The sequence below is a fragment of the Acinetobacter sp. WCHAc010034 genome, from assembly GCF_001696615.3.
Lineage (GTDB): Bacteria > Pseudomonadota > Gammaproteobacteria > Pseudomonadales > Moraxellaceae > Acinetobacter.
In genome coordinates this window covers 798,760-814,741 of record NZ_CP032279.1, presented here as the reverse complement: position 1 = coordinate 814,741, position 15,982 = coordinate 798,760, and the positions used below count along the sequence as shown (strand labels likewise).

Here is a 15,982-nt window from a genome sequence, read left to right as displayed (position 1 = left end):
GACCGCTTAAGCCGGGTACTGCTTTAAAGTTTTAGTGAATTCCGACAGCACGCTCATTTTTTCCAGCGCCTGGCCGCCGTAAATAATGTCATGCGCAAGGGCAACGCCCTGCTTGTAGGTCTTGGTTAAGCCGGCAACATAAATGCCGGCGCCGGCATTCAAGGCAATCATAGCGGCGGCTTTTTCGCCTTTGTCAGATTTTTTCTTGCCCAAGGCATCCTTAACCAGCGCCAGGCTTTCGGCAGCGCTGGCGACAGACAGGCCGGTCAATGTCTGCGATTCAATATCCACCGCTTCAGGCAGGATTTCCCATTCGCTGATTTCACCGTCTTTCAATTCAGCGACATAAGTGGCAGAGGCAAGGCTGATTTCATCCAGGCCGTCTTTGGAATGCACCACCATGACATGCTCAGCGCCCAGCTGTTTCAGCACTTCCGCCATAGGGCGGCACAGTTCAGTGGAAAATACCCCAATCACAAAGCGCTTCACGCCGGCCGGATTCGTAAGCGGGCCAAGCAAATTGAAGATGCTGCGGAAGCCTAATTCCTTGCGCGGGCCGGCGGCATACTTCATGGCTTTATGATGGTTTGGCGCGAACAGGAAGCCGACGCCCATTTCACGGATGCAGCGTTCAGTCTGCTGCATGCTTAAATCCAGATGAATGCCGGCCTGCTCCAGCAGGTCGGAAGAGCCGGATTTGGATGACACGCCGCGCCCGCCATGCTTGGCAATGGTCGCGCCGGCGGCGGCAATCACGAAAGAAGATGCAGTGGAAACGTTAAACAGGTTTTGCCCGTCGCCGCCGGTGCCAACAATATCCACCAAATGCGGCAGGTCGCTGACATCAATTTTAACCGCGAACTCGCGCATGACGCGGGCTGCTGCGGTAATTTCATCAATGCTTTCGCCTTTCAGGCGCAGGCCCATCATCAGTGCGCCAATCTGCGCATCGGTGGCTTCGCCGTTCATGATGGCGCGCATGACTTCTTCCATCTGCGGCTGGGTCAGGTGAATCTGTTTGGTAATATTGCTTAAAGCTTGCTGAATATTCATGGTCTTCGCTGCGCTCATTATGCGTAAATTTCTAAAAAGTTCTGGAAGATTTTGTGGCCGTGCTGGCTCAAAATTGATTCAGGATGGAACTGCACGCCTTCAACCGGCAATGTCTTATGCTTCACACCCATGATTTCTTCCATGGAGCCGTCCTGTTCATTGGTCCAGCAGGTGACTTCCAGGCATTCCGGCAAGGTCGCCTGATCAATCACTAAAGAATGATAGCGCGTTGCGGAAAATGGGGAAGGCAGGCCGCTGAAAATGCCCTTGTCGCTGTGATGCATGTCCGATAAGCGGCCATGCATGACTTTTTTAGCGCGGATAATGCTGCCGCCAAAGGCCTGGCCAATTGCTTGGTGGCCTAAGCACACGCCAAGCAAGGGAATTTTGCCTGCGAAATGCTGAATGGCAGGAATGGAAATGCCTGCTTCGGACGGTGAGCATGGGCCGGGGCCAATGACCAGATACTTCGGTTGCCATCGCTCAATATCCTCCAGTGTGACGGCATCATTGCGAACGACTTTAACTTCTTGATTTAACTCGCCAAAATATTGGACGATGTTATAAGTAAAGCTGTCGTAATTATCAATCATCAGAAGCATTTCGAGCGTAATCCTTTGAAATTAAATGTGATTTATATATGTGTGTAATTTATTACTCACTATATTGCTCACATTGCATAAAGTGCTATTGAAAAGGGCATTAAAAAGCCACTTATTCAAGCGGCTACTTTAGCAGATTCAGCTGTATTTGTGACAACAGATTGCACCTATGGCGACTAGAAGCTCTGTCACCCATCTTCGCAGGGGCTATATGAACGGCCCTCACGAATTTTTGCGTCTAGTGTTCGGAATGCTGGCACTTTTTCAAGCCAATGCTCCAAGTCTGAAAATACTGGCACGATGGGCAGGATAAATTGATGTGAACCGCGGAAAGGTTTCCTTCAGTCATTTGCATTTCGCATGTAGAAATTTACAAAGTCCATGCTCCATAAAGTGTGGATGCTGAGCGTTTTTACGCTAAGATTGCAAGAGCAGAATTCAGAGTAAATTAAAGTGAAATTAATAAATAAAAAATCGCTCCTCTTGATGTCAATTTTGGTTTCGCCCATTGTCTTAGCCAATGATCAAGAAAGCAGTCTTCAAGAAATTCTGAGCAAAGATGAAGGGGGGGATTGTTTTGTTTTGGCAAATCGGGCGTTTTCAATCATGGGGCTTAGGCAGGATGGGGTAAAACAAAAACACCTCCAAAAAGAGCTTCGCTCAGTAGATGAAAAATATAATAAAAATGAAATTAACCAACTGATCCAAGAGGCTTATAAAATCCCTATAAGCCCCGATGCAGTAGGAAAAATGGTAGTGATGTCCAATTTTATGAGCAATATCGAGCAAGAATGCATGCAGCAAAATTCTGACAATGAATATTGATTGTCAGAAATTAATTCAATTTAAGTCTTTAAAACCGAGCAGGTACAGTTCGGTTTTTTTATGCCTGAAAGTAATGCCAATCTTCAAATTTTTTTTACACGATAGGCTCAGCCATCTGCTTCTGACCTGAAAATATAAGCGGATACGCGCGGGAGACATGTGTTTCCTGCTGGTCAGAGGTTCAGGGATGAAGCTTCAGGCTAACAAAGGATTTTACTTACGTTGATCTTTCAGGGTAAGAACCAGCCTGCTCGCTAACATTTGCCGTAAAAGATGAATTTTGCAGCTGTGCCGATTGGAATCCATTGAACTTTTAATGAAAAGTCAGCTTTGTGGATGTGGGTTTTCATGGCGCAGTCACCATCGCAGATTGAGTTGTTATATTTTCCTGCACGTAAATGCAATACCTTGCTTAACATGCTGACCGTTAAAGCTGAATTTTCTGAGTCGTCAGGCTGAGCTTATCGAGACCGGTTTTAATTTAATGATGGAGACTGGTATAAGAGGCAGCCATATCCAATGGCACTAAGTCAGCACATGTTTTTTGAAAGCGCTGCTGGAAATGCGTTTGCAGGCTCAAGTGCTGCCGGTGTTGAGATGCTGGAACTTGGCGGGGATATGGATCACTTTATTTTTAGGTTAAACTGAGGCAGCAAAACTCAGAGAAAAAGCAGTGTTTGCTCAATTTAAAAGCCTGATAAAAATAATATGCTGTTCAGTCCTGCTGACAGCTTCTGTTCATGCGGGTGCGGCAGAATGGCAGCGCAATATTATATCGGACAATTTTAAAGCGATTGATGCTGCAGCTTTGGTCAGTACAGATGGCCGTGCCCGCATTATGCTGTACCGGAAAGAACCGAATTTTGCCAAGGCGCTGGACTATGATGAAAAATCAGTCTTCATGCTGCTGAATATTGCAGAAAACAAGGATGATCCGGAGAGGGCGCAGCTGAAATATATCAATGCTCAGCAACCCTTGCGGATCAGTTTTGATGGCGGCCGGATACAGCCCCTGACGTCAACGGATGACTATGATTTGCCCTTGAAGGCGACACAGATTTTGCTGTCGCCTGCCGGCTCATCGGCATCCTGCGGACTGCTTGAACAGCTCGTCTATTCGGATCTTTTTACCCTTTATTATGCTGAATATTATACGCAGAAACAGGTTGCCGTGCAGTTTAAGACGCCGGCTGACCGCAGTCTGACGGGAGAACTGTTTGGGTATTTAAAAAAATGCTTGAAACAGTCCCGAAAATATAATCCCTGATTTGCTTCAGACCTTATGTCTGACGGGTTTGAAAAATGTTATCTGAGCCGAAATGCGGCAGCATCAGGCTGAAGATCATCTTATATAACGCTGCAAATGCACCAAATTGGTTCATCTTATGGGGCTTTTTGAACAAATTTAAAAGACAGTGTTTGAATATGGTGCATTTGCTTTGACACACAGTATAATGAGCGCAAAGCAAAGCGCTGTAATCTTCAATTCTGATAATGAATTCAATATTTTAACTTTGCTTTTGAAAGTTGGTACGCTAATTGCTTAATAACAGCCAACTACTAACACGCACTTCGCGAGTGCAGCAAAAAATCATCGGAGCAAAATGAGCATGGCGAACAAGGTCCTACAACTCATCCAAGAAAGTGGCGCAAAATGGGTCGATTTCCGCTTTACTGACACTAAGGGCAAAGAGCAGCACGTAACTTACCCTGCAGATACCATCGATGAAGATACTTTTGAAGACGGCAAAATGTTTGACGGCTCTTCAATTGCCGGCTGGAAAGGCATCGAAGCATCTGACATGATTTTACGCCCGGACGCAGCAACAGGTTTCCTTGACCCGTTCTTCGCTGAGCCTACAGTTGTTGTAACTTGTGACGTAATTGAGCCATCGACTGGCCAAGGCTATGACCGTGACCCGCGTTCAATCGCTCGCCGTGCGGAAGAATACTTAAAGTCTACAGGCATCGGTGATACAGCATTCTTCGGTCCAGAACCAGAATTCTTCGTATTTGACGAAGTGAAATGGGACATCGACATGTCTGGCGCGCGCCACACACTGATCGCTGAAGAAGCTGCCTGGTCTACCGGCAAAGATTACGAAGCCGGCAACTCTGGCCACCGTCCGCGCGTTAAAGGCGGTTACTTCCCAGTTCCTCCTGTAGATTCTTCACAGGATATGCGTGCTGATATGTGCGCGCGCATTGAAGACATCATGGGCCCAGGCCGCGTAGAAGTGCATCACCACGAAGTTGCATCTTGCCAGCTGGAAATCGGCGTAAGCTTCAACACGATGGTTCGCAAAGCGGACGAAGTGCAGCAGTTCAAATATGCGGTTTGGAACGTTGCGCACCAGTATGCGAAAACTGCAACCTTTATGCCTAAGCCTATGGTTGGCGACAACGGTTCAGGCATGCACGTTCATATGTCTATCTCTAAAGACGGCAAGAACCTGTTTGCTGGCGATGAATACGCTGGCCTTTCTGAAATGGCGCTGTACTTCATTGGCGGCGTGATCAAGCATGCCCGCTCTTTGAATGCGATTACCAACCCTTCTACAAACTCGTACAAGCGTTTAGTGCCGCACTTCGAAGCGCCAATCATGCTGGCTTACTCAGCGCGCAACCGTTCTGCGTCTATCCGTATTCCTTACGTTTCAAGCCCTAAAGGCAAGCGTATTGAAGCGCGTTTCCCTGATCCAATGATGAACCCGTACTTAGGCTTCGCTGCATTGCTGATGGCCGGTATTGACGGTATTCAAAACAAGATTCACCCAGGCGAAGCTGCTGACAAAAACTTGTATGACCTTCCTCCTGAAGAAGAAGCGAAGATCCCAACAGTTGCGCACAGCTTGGACATGGCGCTTGAAGCCCTTGAAGCAGATCACGACTACCTGCTGAAAGGTGGCGTGTTCTCTAAAGACATGCTTGACGCTTATATCGAATTGAAAACAGAGGAAGTCCGCCGTTTGAATACGACAACTCACCCGGTTGAATTCGACATGTACTACAGCCTGTAATTCTTTCGAGAACCGCACTGTAAAAAAACCCGCGCTTAGCGCGGGTTTTTTTGTATCATCTGTTTATCTTTAAAAAAAATAGATGAGCTATATGGCGCAGCGTAAGAAGCACACCAGTTTCTATCCATGGATCGACCCTAAAGACCATGACAAGGGTTTCAAGCTGAATTTTTCAATGGTGACTTATCTGGAAGTGGGTCGGACAGCGGAAGGCTATAAGCAGGCGGAGTTTGTCGCGCTGAAAAGTCCGGAACTGGCGCTGGCATATGATTATCCGCAAAGTTTTTATCTCAGCGCGGAAGGCTTTATTTTAATTAAAACCCCGCAGGGTAAATTCGAAATCATTGCAAAAACAGATAATTGTTAAAGACTGATTATTCAATTGAATCAGTTGAATTATTTATGAATGAAAAGCTCCATGGAGCAATGCAGATCAATAGCACAGGTAAAGTTATGCAGCATATTCCAGCTGAACTGAAAGCATGGCTGTATGCATCAGGTTCACTGACTCAGCAGCTCACAGCTTTGGCAGATGGCGAATTCAGCGTCCAGCCGGTGAAAGAGCATTTTCAGCGTTTAACTTTTTCCGATGCAAAATGGATGCGCATGCCGCCCCAGCATACCTCATGGGTGCGCGAAAGCTACTTATACGGCTGTGAAGCCCAGCCTTGGGTCAGGGCCAAAAGCATATTTCCCATTTTAAGCCTGCAGCGCCGCGCGCGGCTGTTTAAGCATATCGGCAAAAAGCCGATAGGCCGCTTCCTGTTTCAGCGCACGCGCCCCGCCTGTGAGCGCCGTGTCATCCGGCTGGAAGATGGCTGGACGCGGCAGAGCTGTTATACTTGGCACGGCTGCAAATTTATTGTGCAGGAAACATTTTTAGCAGATTTTGAACAGTTTTTGCAAAAGCAAAATTCAGCGGGGTGAGGACAGGCATGACAGCTGCGCATCAGATTACTTGGCGTGAGCGCTTTGAAGCGTATTATTACCTATGCCGTTTTGATAAGCCGATCGGCACGGAACTGGTTTTTTGGCCAACGATGTGGGCTTTGTGGATTGCGGCGGAAGGCATTCCGCCAATCGGCATTTTGCTGCCGATGATCCTCGGTACGGTATTAATGCGGGCTGCCGGCTGCGCCATCAATGATTTTGCTGACCGCAAGGTTGATGCGCATGTGGAACGCACCAAGAACCGTCCGCTGGCGACGGGCATCATCAGCGGCAAAGAAGCCATTTATGTGTTTTTGGGCCTGGTGTTTGCCAGCGCATGCATGCTGCTGTTTTTGCCGGTTGCAACTTTTTACTGCGCATTGGGCGGGCTGTTTCTCGCGTTTATTTACCCTTTTATGAAGCGCTATACGCATTTGCCTCAAGTGGTGCTCGGCATGGCGTTTTCCTGGGGGATTCCAATGTCTTTTACCGCAATGGGCAAGCCGTTGGATTTAAGCTGCTGGCTGCTGTATTTCGGCAATCTGGCATGGACGGTGGCGTATGATACGCAATATGCCATTACCGACCGCGAATATGATTTAAAAATCGGGGTGAAATCCACTGCGATTCTGTTTGGCAAATACGATATTCCGGCGATTTCCGCGCTGCAGGCGCTCAGCATTGCGTTGATTGCTTCGGCGCTGCATCTGCAGGATTTGCTGGCGCCTTTTGGTGCGCTGGCCTTGCTGGCTGTGGCTGCAGACTTTGTTTATCAGTGGACGAAAACCCGTGACCGCGACCCGCAGCGCTGCTTTTGGGCGTTCAGGCATAACCGCTGGGTCGGCCTGATGATTTTCATCGGGGTGTTTCTTGCGCTATGGTAAAGTCCAAGCTAGGCTTGCAGGAATACTGATTTAAATCAAAGTTTTATTAGGTGAGGCTTGCACGGAAATCATTGCTGAGCAGGGCGGCTGGCGCTATTTTGCTTGAGCCTTTGAGCTAATTTGCTATATTGAGCCTTGAAAATCTTGATCCAGTCTTTCAGCGGGTAAATTAATATGTCACAGCCTCAGCCAAGTGAAACCAAGCCAAGCAAGAAAAAGATCATTATCTTGATGGCTCTGGGTTTGCTGATTCCTGTTTTTCTGGTCAGCATGGCTATGCTGGCGGTGAACAGCGATGCGAAAAATCAGCAGAAATATGCGCAGCAGAAAGCGGAGATGCTGCAGAAGATTCAGGAGCGCGAGGCTGCTGAAAAATTGCAGGCAGAGCAGGGGCATGCCGGGGCAGCCTCTGAAGCCAGCGCGGCCCAGACTGGCGGCGCAGCAAAATAAAGCCGTGAACTGAAGCCAATGCGCCCTGCATTGGCTTTTTTATTGCGCAGCGCTTCAGGCTGGCTGGGGCGCTGGCGCTAGAGAATGTCTTTCTGCAGTGCAGATACGCTGGGAATGCTGGTATAGCGCAGCACGCGGTAGCCGGCTTCCTGCAGCATCGCGTCCCGGGCGGCGTCTTCCTGCTCCTTGCCGATATGCGAAGGATCATCCAGCTCAATCACCGCCACCACATTGCAGTTTTTATCCAGCAGGACAAAGTCAGTCACTTTGCGGTTGAATTGATTGCGGACTTTATAGTTCTGGCTGGTAATTAAGGCGCTGAACGCCACTTGGGCCAAGACATGATGCTGCGGAAAAGCGCTGATCAGGCGGGCGTACATTTTGCTTTCAAACGGCGTAATGACGCGCTTGGGGAAATATTTCTGCTTGCGCAGGAACAGATGGGGAAACAGCAGGCAGAATAATGCGAAACTGGCCAGGCAGCCAATAATGAAAAAAATAGTCTGAGTTAAATTGAACACTGCAAAAGCTGGCCATAAGAAAAAAGCCCATGTCGCAATGCATGGGCTTTTTTAGAATTTTGGCTCTCCCACCTGGGCTCGAACCAGGGACCTGCGGATTAACAGTCCGTCGCTCTACCGACTGAGCTATGGGAGAATCTGAAGCGGATTTTAGGCATCAAAGCGCGCCAGGTCAAGGAGGAAAGCTGAAAAAACTCAAAATAGCCGCTTAAGTGCGCCAAAAATAATCAAAATGCGGTTTAATCTAAGGATTTTAAGCGTTTGAGGTAAAATTCCTTGCTTTGCGCTGGGCTGGCGTTTTTGCATTCTCTGAGCAATTGCATGATTTCCGCTTGCGTCAGCTGGGCGTGCGCCCGCTGCTGAATGCTGCGCAGCAGCGCTTTTTGGCTGGGCGGCAAATCGCGCGCGCACTAGTACAGCCGTTCATGCATCAGCGCGGCGGCGGACTGTTTGTTTTCAGATTTTTGCGTGTATTGGAAAACGGCAAAAATAATCCCAAGAACGATGGTCCAGAAAATTGCGGTTTTCAGCCAAGGCAGGTTCATATTGTTGTCTTATATTTCTGCGGTCTTTATAAAATAAGCAAGCGCGCGGCAGGAATCAAGATTGGCGGGCGGACTGGGCAAAATCCGCGGGCTGAAGCGCGCAGCGAAATTAATTCAGGCAATAAAAAAGCCCATGTCATAATGCATGGGCTTTTTCAGAATTTTGGCTCTCCCACCTGGGCTCGAACCAGGGACCTGCGGATTAACAGTCCGTCGCTCTACCGACTGAGCTATGGGAGAATCTGAGTGCGATTATAAGGGGATTTGGCAGAGGGTCAAGCAAAAACTGTCATGTTTCTATCATTTTTCAGCTGTATGCTTTTTATTTAAACAAAAGCATCCGATTTTTAAAAATACGGCTTGAAGCTGTTGCAAAGCGGAAATTCACTTGCTAGTCTGAATTCAACAACTGAGTGTTTAAGTGAAAGCTTGAACAGTGTGGATTTAAACCAACTTGCCAGCACTAAATGGCTAAACAGGAGAAAGCGAATGAATGCGCTGACGGTTCCCCATATTTTTTCCAATCTCGAATATTATAAAGAACATTACCTCTCTATCCTTGAGCATCCTGAACAGTATTTCACGCCTGTAGCGCATGCCTATGTGCAGGTTTGGCCGCTTGCTAAGGAACAGCTGTATCTGGGCGATCTGCTGCAGCTGTGGCTGGGGGATAAATGGGTGGTGAATTTAGAAAAACAGCCGTTAATCAATACAGTTTTAAGGGAAAAAGCCAAGCAGGTTCCAGAGTTTGACCGCTATGTTTATGCGCTACTAGGCAGCCTGCTGACCGGAAAAAATGCAGCTCAGGCGTGGTCAAGCCATGCAGGGCAGAGCGCTGAACTTTCGGTAGGCAGTTTATTTCAGTATTACTGCGTGTTTAAAAGCCTTGCGCGCCCGCAAGTGCAGAAAAGCGCTTTGAATAAAGCGGTATAAGACCGGTATGGCCCAACGCATCAGCAGCGCATAAAGCATGTTTTTATGCGCTTTGGCTTTGCGGGTCAGCTAGAGGCGGATGATCATGCAAGTGGCCGTTGCATGGGCATACAGCTTGCCGTCTTCATCGATGATTTTGCCTTCTGAGATGCCTAAATTCCTGCTGATATTCAGGACATTGCCCACCGCTAAAAGCTCTTTATCCTGCGGAATAGGCCGGCACATTTTAATATTCAGGTCGATGGTGCCGTAGCCTGCACCGGCTTCCAGCAAAGAATGCACTGCGCAGCCAGTGACGGAATCCAGCACAGTGGCGGCAAAACCGCCATGCACGCCGCCCAGCGGGTTTAAGTGGCGCTGATCGGCCCGGACTTTAAAGCGGATGCTGCCTTCAGAAACTTCAAAAGGGCGCATAGGGATGGTTTCGCTGATGCTTGCCGGCGGAATCTGGCCTGCGCACATGGCCTGCAGCAGCTGCAGGCCGGTCATTTCTTTTGGATTCATTCTTCTTCCTTAAAATTATGCAGGTTCTGAATTAGAACTTGCTGATAGATTAATCAAAAGAAGAATGAGGCGCAATTGCTGCTGAGCTGGCGTTAAAGCGCGCTGCTCATATAGGCTTTATCAAAACTGTCAAACTGATTCAGGATTTTCATTGAAATGGCTTCGCCGGTGGCCCATGTGGTGACGGCAGTGTGCGGATTGACATCAATAATGTCCAAATTCAGGCACAGGGTTTGCGGGCTTTCAATGACAATGAATTGCGGGGAGCGGGACTTGAGGCATTTGGCGATATAGCGCCTTAAATTTTCTTTCTGATAAACATCAATAATTTTATAGCGCATGAGGCAGCCCAGCATCTCTACAGGTTTTGTCCGGAACATTCTAAAGTTTAAAGCGAAATCATTGCAAAGAGATTATTGTTTCAAAATTCTTGGGCAAATGCTGATGAATTGCCGGATCTGTTATTTATCGCGGCCCAGCTGCAGCCTGATGGAAAATCTTCAGCCATTCCTTTAAATGAAATACATAAAATTGATTGATGTACGGGATTTTCAATGTCCAGCCGGCCTGATTTATGCAATGGGAAAATCGTTATGGATTTAATTAGATATATTCGATATATCTAAAGCATGCTGTTGAATAAGGATGCTCAACCATGCTGCTGAAAATCATGATCGCCATGCTGGCTTTTGCGGCCAATTCCGTCTTATGCCGTTTGGCGCTGGTCGGGCAGCAGATTGACCCGATGAGTTTCAGCCTGATCCGCGTAGCCAGCGGCGCCGCGGTACTGCTGCTGCTTTACTGCTGTTCTGCGCATAAAGCCCGGATAGAGTGGAAGCTTAAAAACGGCTTTTTCCTTGCGGTGTATCTTGTCGCGTTTTCGCTGGCTTATCTGCATATGGATGCAGGCGCGGGCGCCTTGCTGCTGTTCGGCGCGGTGCAGCTAAGCATGCTGGGTTATGGCCTATGCCATGGCGAAAAAATCAATCTGCAGCGGGGCATCGGGCTGGGCATTGCAGTCACCGGTATTCTGGTTCTGCTGCTGCCGGGTGCGTCGGCGCCTAATCCGCTGTATGCTGCCGTGATGGTATGTTCCGGCCTGGGCTGGGCTGCTTACAGCATTGCCGGAAAGGCCATGCAGAATCCCTTAGCCAGCACCTTGGCTAATTTTATTCTGGCGCTTCCTTTTGTGCTGCTGGCTTATGCTGTTTTTTACCGGCACAGCTTTGTTTACCCTCAGGGCGCGCTGCTGGCTGTGCTGTCAGGCGGTCTGGCCTCCAGCGGCGCCTATGTGCTGTGGTATGCGATTGTAAAGCGCATTGACCGCGTTACCGCCAGCAGTGTGCAGCTGTCCGTGCCCTGTTTGGCGATTTTGGGCGGCGCGCTGTTTATCGGCGAGGCTTTGAGCTGGCGGATTATTATTTCCGCAGTCATTGTTCTGGCCGGAATTGCTTTGGTGATTTTTGCAAAACCTTCACAGCAGGCGCCTGCAGCGGCGGAGGGATGAGTCAGTTTGACTGCAGGCGGTTTTTCTATTTTAAGCTTATGCTTTATGATTAAGCGCAATTCAAGACGGGTAGGAAAACATCATGGAAACGCTGCTGCTGTCATACTTTGCAGCTATTATTTTGCTGACCATTACTCCGGGCGTCGATACCGCGCTGATTATACGCACCGCCTCTGTGGAGGGGCGCAGGCAGGCGCTCTGGGCGGCCGCGGGAATCAATTTAGGCTGTTTGGTATGGGGCGCTGCTGCGGCTTTTGGCTTAGGCGCAATTTTAGCTGCATCAGAAACTGCATTTACGGCGCTGAAATGGTGTGGCGCTGTGTACCTCATCTGGCTTGGCCTGCAGCTGCTGTTCAGCGCTAAGGCTCAGGATTTTACGGCGCTGCCCGAAGCGCATACAGCTCAGCCCAACTGGTTTGTCCGCGGCTTCACTGGCAATCTGCTGAATCCGAAAGTCGGCATTTTCTATATTTCATTTCTGCCGCAGTTTATTCCTTCGGCGCAGCATGCGGTTTTATGGACATTGGCCTTGGTTGCAGTGCATATTGCTTTAGGTCTGGCGTGGAGCGCGGCGCTGATTGCAGGCATTGGCAAAATCCGGCCTTATCTGCTGAATCAGAAAATTGTGAAATGGATGAACCGCATTACCGGCGGACTGTTCATTGCTTTTGCCTTAAAACTGGCGCAGGCCCGTTAGCTGTAAATGTGAGGCATATAAAAAACCCGCGGAATCCGCGGGTTTTTCAAATCTTGCTTTAAAAAAGCAGATTATTTTTCAGCAGCAATTGAAGCAATCGCAGCGTCTACGCCTTCAATTGAATCAGCAGCTTTCTTGATGCGTGCAAGCGCATCAACCAGCACTTCGTCAGCGGTTGCGTAAGAAATGCGCATGAAGCCGCCCAGGCCGAATGCATCGCCAGGAACCACGGCAACACCGGTTTCTTCCAGCAGCCACTCAGAGAATTCTGTGCAAGACTTTAAGCCTTTCGCGCGGATCAGCGGTTTGATATTCGCGTAAGCATAGAATGCGCCGTCAGCAGGCAGGCAAGAAATGCCGTTGATCTCGTTCAGGCCGCTGACAACTAAATCGTGGCGGCGCTTGAATGCTTCAATCATTGGCTCAAGCACGTCTTGAGGGCCATTCAATGCAGCTTCTGCAGCAACTTGCGAAATTGAAGTCGGGTTAGAAGTAGATTGAGACTGGATTTTTTTCATTGCGCCAATCAGCTTAGCAGGGCCAGCTGCATAGCCAATACGCCAGCCAGTCATTGCATAGGCTTTAGACACGCCGTTTAATACGATTGTGCGGTCATAAAGGTCAGGCGCAACAGTTGCGATGTTGTAGAATTCGTCGTCCCAGCGGATCGGTTCGTACATGTCGTCAGAAGCGATATAAACTTCAGGGTATTTGCGCAGAACGTCAGCCAAAGCTTCCAGTTCAGCTTTAGTGTAGATCATGCCCGTCGGGTTAGATGGGCTGTTCAGCACCACTAAGCGGGTTTTGTCAGTGATGGCTGCTTCTAATTGCGCAGGCGTGATTTTGAAACGCTGCTCTTCACCGCATTTCACAATAACAGGCACGCCTTCAGCGATGATCACCATATCCGGGTAGCTTACCCAGAATGGCGCAGGGATGATCACTTCATCGCCCTTGTTCAGCAAAGCCAGCGCCAAGTTGAAGAATGACTGCTTGCCGCCGCAAGAAACCAGAATTTGGTTGGCTGCATAATCAAGGTTATTGTCACGCTTGAATTTTGCAATAATCGCTTTTTTAAGGCCCGGAGTACCGTCAACAGCTGTGTATTTAGTGAAGCCGTTATTAATCGCTGCAATTGCTGCGTCTTTGATGTGCTGTGGTGTGTCGAAATCAGGTTCGCCAGCGCCCAAACCAATAACGTTTTTACCCGCAGCTTTCAATTCAGCTGCTTTGTTGGTCACAGCAAGAGTTGGGGACGGTTTGATGGCATTTACACGATCAGAGAGACGTACGTCCACGGCAGTATTCCTTCTTATAGGGATTAAAAATTAAAAAAGCACATTATCTTAGCGTAAAACGGCGCGCAATGGGGAGTGTGAATTGCGCTAATCTGAAAAAAGTCTGCAAATATGTTTTAAATGAGTGCGCAGGCGCAATGCGGGAGGCGGCATGCCTTTGCTTAAGCTTTCAAGCTGCTGCGCAGGATAAAAGCTTTAATTTTTTGCTGTTCACGGCACAGTCCTGCAATGTCTAATTGAGTATTTAGGACGCATTTTTCGCCTTGTTTTTACCGAATTTGCAGATGGCATTGCCGCGGGATCAGGCAGAATTTTGAGCTTTAAAAACGGAAATGCCAGCCAATTGCTGAACTGGCTGGCATTAGGGGTAAATGCGGTTTTTTAAGGCCTTGATTGAGACTTATTGCTGAAAGCGCGACAGGTCTTCTTCAGGGCGCGCGGTCAGCACTTCTACGCCATTTTTTGTAACTAAAAGCGTATGCTCATACTGCGCAGACAGGCTATGGTCTTTGGTCACTACCGTCCATTTGTCGCCTAAAAGCTTGGTTTTCCAGTCGCCGCCGTTCACCATCGGCTCAATCGTGAAGGTCATGCCTTCTTCCAGAATCATGCCGGTATCCGGCTGGCCGTAGTGCAGCACTTGCGGCTCGTCATGGAACACCGTGCCAATGCCGTGGCCGCAGTATTCGCGCACTACGCCAAAGCGTTCAGATTCAACATATTTTTGAATGGCATGGCCAATATCGCCAATGGTTGCGCCGGGCTTAACCGCTTCCATGCCGCGGTACATGGCTTCCTGAGCCACCTTGCATAAGCGGTTGGCTAAAATGGAGGTTTCACCGCCCACGATGTACATCATGTTGGTGTCGCCGTGATAGCCGTCTTTAATCACAGTCACATCAATATTCAGAATGTCGCCTTTTTTCAGCACTTTTGCGTCTGAAGGAATGCCGTGGCAGACCACATGGTTGACCGAAGTGCAGATGACGTGCTGGAAAGCAGGGCGGCCTGGCGCAGCGCCGTAACCTAAACACGCTGGAATTGCATCCTGCTTATTGACAATATAGTCATGACAAATCGCATCAAGTTCAAGGGTCGTCACGCCCGGCTTGATATGCGGCTTGATCATATCCAAAACTTCCGCCGCCAGCCGCCCAGCCACACGCATTTTTTCAATTTCGTCTGGGGTTTTGATTAAACGGCGGGGAGCTTGGTAAGTTGTGTTCATGATCTTTAAAAACTTTTGGAAATTTATATGTGACTATGGTATAAATAGCCGCCCATTTTATCAAATGCTTTTTCGTGAATAAATTTCACGGGCTTTGTGCGATGGGGCAATAAAATCCGCACATATATCGACACATTTCTCTGGGTGCCTAGCAATAGGTGGAGAATGCGGATATATGGAGGCCTAACCCAAACTTTAAGGTAAAGAAAATGGCAGATTACAACGTAAGCATGCGCGACCTTCTTCAAGCTGGCGCTCACTTCGGTCACCAAACTCGTTTCTGGAACCCAAAGATGCGCGAATACATCTTTGGCGCGCGCAACAAAATTCACATCATCAACCTTGAGCACACTGTTCCTGCGTTAAATGATGCTTTGAACTTTGTTAACAATCTTGCAAGCAAAAAGAACAAAGTATTGTTCGTTGGTACTAAACGCGCTGCTTCTAACATCATCCGTGAGCAAGCTCAGCGCGCTGGCCAGCCTTATGTAGATCACCGCTGGTTGGGCGGTATGTTGACGAACTGGAAAACACTTCGCCAATCTATCAACCGTTTAAAAGACCTTCAAACTCAATCTCAAGACGGTACTTTCGCTAAGCTGACTAAACGTGAAGCTTTAGAGCGTACCCGTGAGATGGAAAAACTTGAACGCGCTTTAGGCGGCGTGAAAAACATGGGCGGTTTACCTGACGCATTATTCGTAATCGATGTTGATCACGAAGCGATTGCAATCAAAGAAGCTAAAAACCTGGGTATTCCTGTAATCGGTATCGTTGATACAAACTCTAACCCAGACAACGTAGACTACGTTATTCCGGGTAACGACGATGCGATCCGTGCAGTTACTCTTTATGCTTCTGCTATGGCTGATGCGATTCTTGCTGGTAAAGAATATGCTCAATCACAAGCAAATGCACAAGCTAAAGGCGAAGAAGCTCCTGCTTCTGAGGCTTAATGCGTTTGACGCAAGCTTGTCATTTTTGC

Annotated in this window: 20 protein-coding genes and 2 tRNA genes; 12 read left to right on the top strand and 10 right to left on the bottom strand. The window is 48.4% G+C overall.

Annotation, left to right across the window (positions count from 1 at the left end; genetic code table 11):
- Window positions 1-6: 6 nt before the first annotated feature.
- Together trpD and BEN74_RS05515 are read right to left on the bottom strand one after the other, a co-directional pair.
- The gene (gene trpD / locus BEN74_RS05520; protein WP_068911319.1) at window positions 7-1,053 is read right to left on the bottom strand and encodes an anthranilate phosphoribosyltransferase; all 1,047 of its coding nucleotides are present in this window, start codon (window positions 1,051-1,053) and stop codon (window positions 7-9) included.
- A 17-nt stretch (window positions 1,054-1,070) separates the two neighbouring features.
- Window positions 1,071-1,655, bottom strand: coding sequence for an anthranilate synthase component II (locus tag BEN74_RS05515; RefSeq protein ID WP_068911190.1), 585 nt, complete (start codon window positions 1,653-1,655; stop codon window positions 1,071-1,073).
- A 453-nt stretch (window positions 1,656-2,108) separates the two neighbouring features.
- Between BEN74_RS05515 and BEN74_RS19670 the strand changes: the two genes are divergently transcribed.
- From BEN74_RS19670 to BEN74_RS05480, 8 genes are all read left to right on the top strand, one after another.
- The gene (locus BEN74_RS19670) at window positions 2,109-2,480 is read left to right on the top strand and encodes a hypothetical protein (RefSeq protein WP_228200400.1); all 372 of its coding nucleotides are present in this window, start codon (window positions 2,109-2,111) and stop codon (window positions 2,478-2,480) included.
- A 519-nt stretch (window positions 2,481-2,999) separates the two neighbouring features.
- A complete protein-coding gene (locus BEN74_RS19805) occupies window positions 3,000-3,128 on the top strand; it encodes a hypothetical protein (protein ID WP_265936582.1) in 129 nt (42 codons plus the stop codon).
- Between the two features lie 253 nt (window positions 3,129-3,381).
- Entirely contained in the window at window positions 3,382-3,747 is a 366-nt protein-coding gene (locus tag BEN74_RS19320) for a hypothetical protein (RefSeq protein WP_162898143.1), read from the top strand.
- A gap of 337 nt (window positions 3,748-4,084) precedes the next feature.
- On the top strand, window positions 4,085-5,500 hold the full coding sequence (gene glnA / locus BEN74_RS05500) for a type I glutamate--ammonia ligase (RefSeq protein WP_171404881.1): 1,416 nt from the start codon (window positions 4,085-4,087) through the stop codon (window positions 5,498-5,500).
- A 91-nt stretch (window positions 5,501-5,591) separates the two neighbouring features.
- Complete coding sequence (locus tag BEN74_RS05495) at window positions 5,592-5,867, top strand: hypothetical protein (RefSeq protein ID WP_068911192.1); 276 nt, start codon at window positions 5,592-5,594, stop codon at window positions 5,865-5,867.
- Window positions 5,868-5,926: 59 nt separating this feature from the next.
- Window positions 5,927-6,427, top strand: coding sequence for a chorismate--pyruvate lyase family protein (locus BEN74_RS05490; RefSeq protein WP_228200418.1), 501 nt, complete (start codon window positions 5,927-5,929; stop codon window positions 6,425-6,427).
- 8 nt (window positions 6,428-6,435) lie between these two features.
- Window positions 6,436-7,314, top strand: coding sequence for a 4-hydroxybenzoate octaprenyltransferase (gene ubiA / locus BEN74_RS05485; RefSeq protein WP_068911193.1), 879 nt, complete (start codon window positions 6,436-6,438; stop codon window positions 7,312-7,314).
- A 174-nt stretch (window positions 7,315-7,488) separates the two neighbouring features.
- A complete protein-coding gene (locus tag BEN74_RS05480) occupies window positions 7,489-7,764 on the top strand; it encodes a hypothetical protein (RefSeq protein WP_068911194.1) in 276 nt (91 codons plus the stop codon).
- A gap of 77 nt (window positions 7,765-7,841) precedes the next feature.
- On the opposite strand, the gene BEN74_RS05475 is transcribed toward BEN74_RS05480, so the two are convergent.
- From BEN74_RS05475 to BEN74_RS05465, 4 genes are all read right to left on the bottom strand, one after another.
- On the bottom strand, window positions 7,842-8,285 hold the full coding sequence (locus tag BEN74_RS05475; protein WP_068911195.1) for a DUF2726 domain-containing protein: 444 nt from the start codon (window positions 8,283-8,285) through the stop codon (window positions 7,842-7,844).
- Between the two features lie 60 nt (window positions 8,286-8,345).
- Window positions 8,346-8,421 (bottom strand) — tRNA-Asn (locus BEN74_RS05470).
- A gap of 274 nt (window positions 8,422-8,695) precedes the next feature.
- A complete protein-coding gene (locus BEN74_RS19800) occupies window positions 8,696-8,830 on the bottom strand; it encodes a hypothetical protein (RefSeq protein WP_265936581.1) in 135 nt (44 codons plus the stop codon).
- Between the two features lie 164 nt (window positions 8,831-8,994).
- Window positions 8,995-9,070, bottom strand: a tRNA-Asn gene (locus BEN74_RS05465).
- 249 nt (window positions 9,071-9,319) lie between these two features.
- Between BEN74_RS05465 and BEN74_RS05460 the strand changes: the two genes are divergently transcribed.
- Window positions 9,320-9,763, top strand: coding sequence for a hypothetical protein (locus BEN74_RS05460; protein ID WP_068911196.1), 444 nt, complete (start codon window positions 9,320-9,322; stop codon window positions 9,761-9,763).
- 69 nt (window positions 9,764-9,832) lie between these two features.
- On the opposite strand, the gene BEN74_RS05455 is transcribed toward BEN74_RS05460, so the two are convergent.
- Window positions 9,833-10,267 carry a PaaI family thioesterase gene (locus tag BEN74_RS05455; protein ID WP_068911197.1) on the bottom strand — a complete coding sequence of 145 codons (435 nt, stop codon included), beginning with the start codon at window positions 10,265-10,267 and terminating at the stop codon, window positions 9,833-9,835.
- Window positions 10,268-10,359: 92 nt separating this feature from the next.
- Window positions 10,360-10,608 carry a hypothetical protein gene (locus BEN74_RS05450; protein WP_068911328.1) on the bottom strand — a complete coding sequence of 83 codons (249 nt, stop codon included), beginning with the start codon at window positions 10,606-10,608 and terminating at the stop codon, window positions 10,360-10,362.
- Between the two features lie 314 nt (window positions 10,609-10,922).
- On the opposite strand from BEN74_RS05450, the gene BEN74_RS05445 reads away from it, so the two are divergent.
- Both BEN74_RS05445 and BEN74_RS05440 read left to right on the top strand, forming a co-directional pair.
- Window positions 10,923-11,774 carry a DMT family transporter gene (locus tag BEN74_RS05445; RefSeq protein WP_068911198.1) on the top strand — a complete coding sequence of 284 codons (852 nt, stop codon included), beginning with the start codon at window positions 10,923-10,925 and terminating at the stop codon, window positions 11,772-11,774.
- Window positions 11,775-11,856: 82 nt separating this feature from the next.
- Window positions 11,857-12,471 carry a LysE family translocator gene (locus BEN74_RS05440; protein WP_068911199.1) on the top strand — a complete coding sequence of 205 codons (615 nt, stop codon included), beginning with the start codon at window positions 11,857-11,859 and terminating at the stop codon, window positions 12,469-12,471.
- Between the two features lie 71 nt (window positions 12,472-12,542).
- Here the strand turns inward: BEN74_RS05440 and BEN74_RS05435 are convergent, their stop codons facing one another.
- Together BEN74_RS05435 and map are read right to left on the bottom strand one after the other, a co-directional pair.
- Entirely contained in the window at window positions 12,543-13,769 is a 1,227-nt protein-coding gene (locus BEN74_RS05435; RefSeq protein WP_068911200.1) for a pyridoxal phosphate-dependent aminotransferase, read from the bottom strand.
- Between the two features lie 400 nt (window positions 13,770-14,169).
- Window positions 14,170-14,997: a type I methionyl aminopeptidase gene (gene map, locus BEN74_RS05430; protein WP_068911201.1), complete on the bottom strand. Its 828-nt coding sequence runs from the start codon at window positions 14,995-14,997 to the stop codon at window positions 14,170-14,172.
- 209 nt (window positions 14,998-15,206) lie between these two features.
- On the opposite strand from map, the gene rpsB reads away from it, so the two are divergent.
- Window positions 15,207-15,953 carry a 30S ribosomal protein S2 gene (gene rpsB, locus BEN74_RS05425; RefSeq protein WP_068911330.1) on the top strand — a complete coding sequence of 249 codons (747 nt, stop codon included), beginning with the start codon at window positions 15,207-15,209 and terminating at the stop codon, window positions 15,951-15,953.
- The last annotated feature ends 29 nt before the right edge of the window (window positions 15,954-15,982 follow it).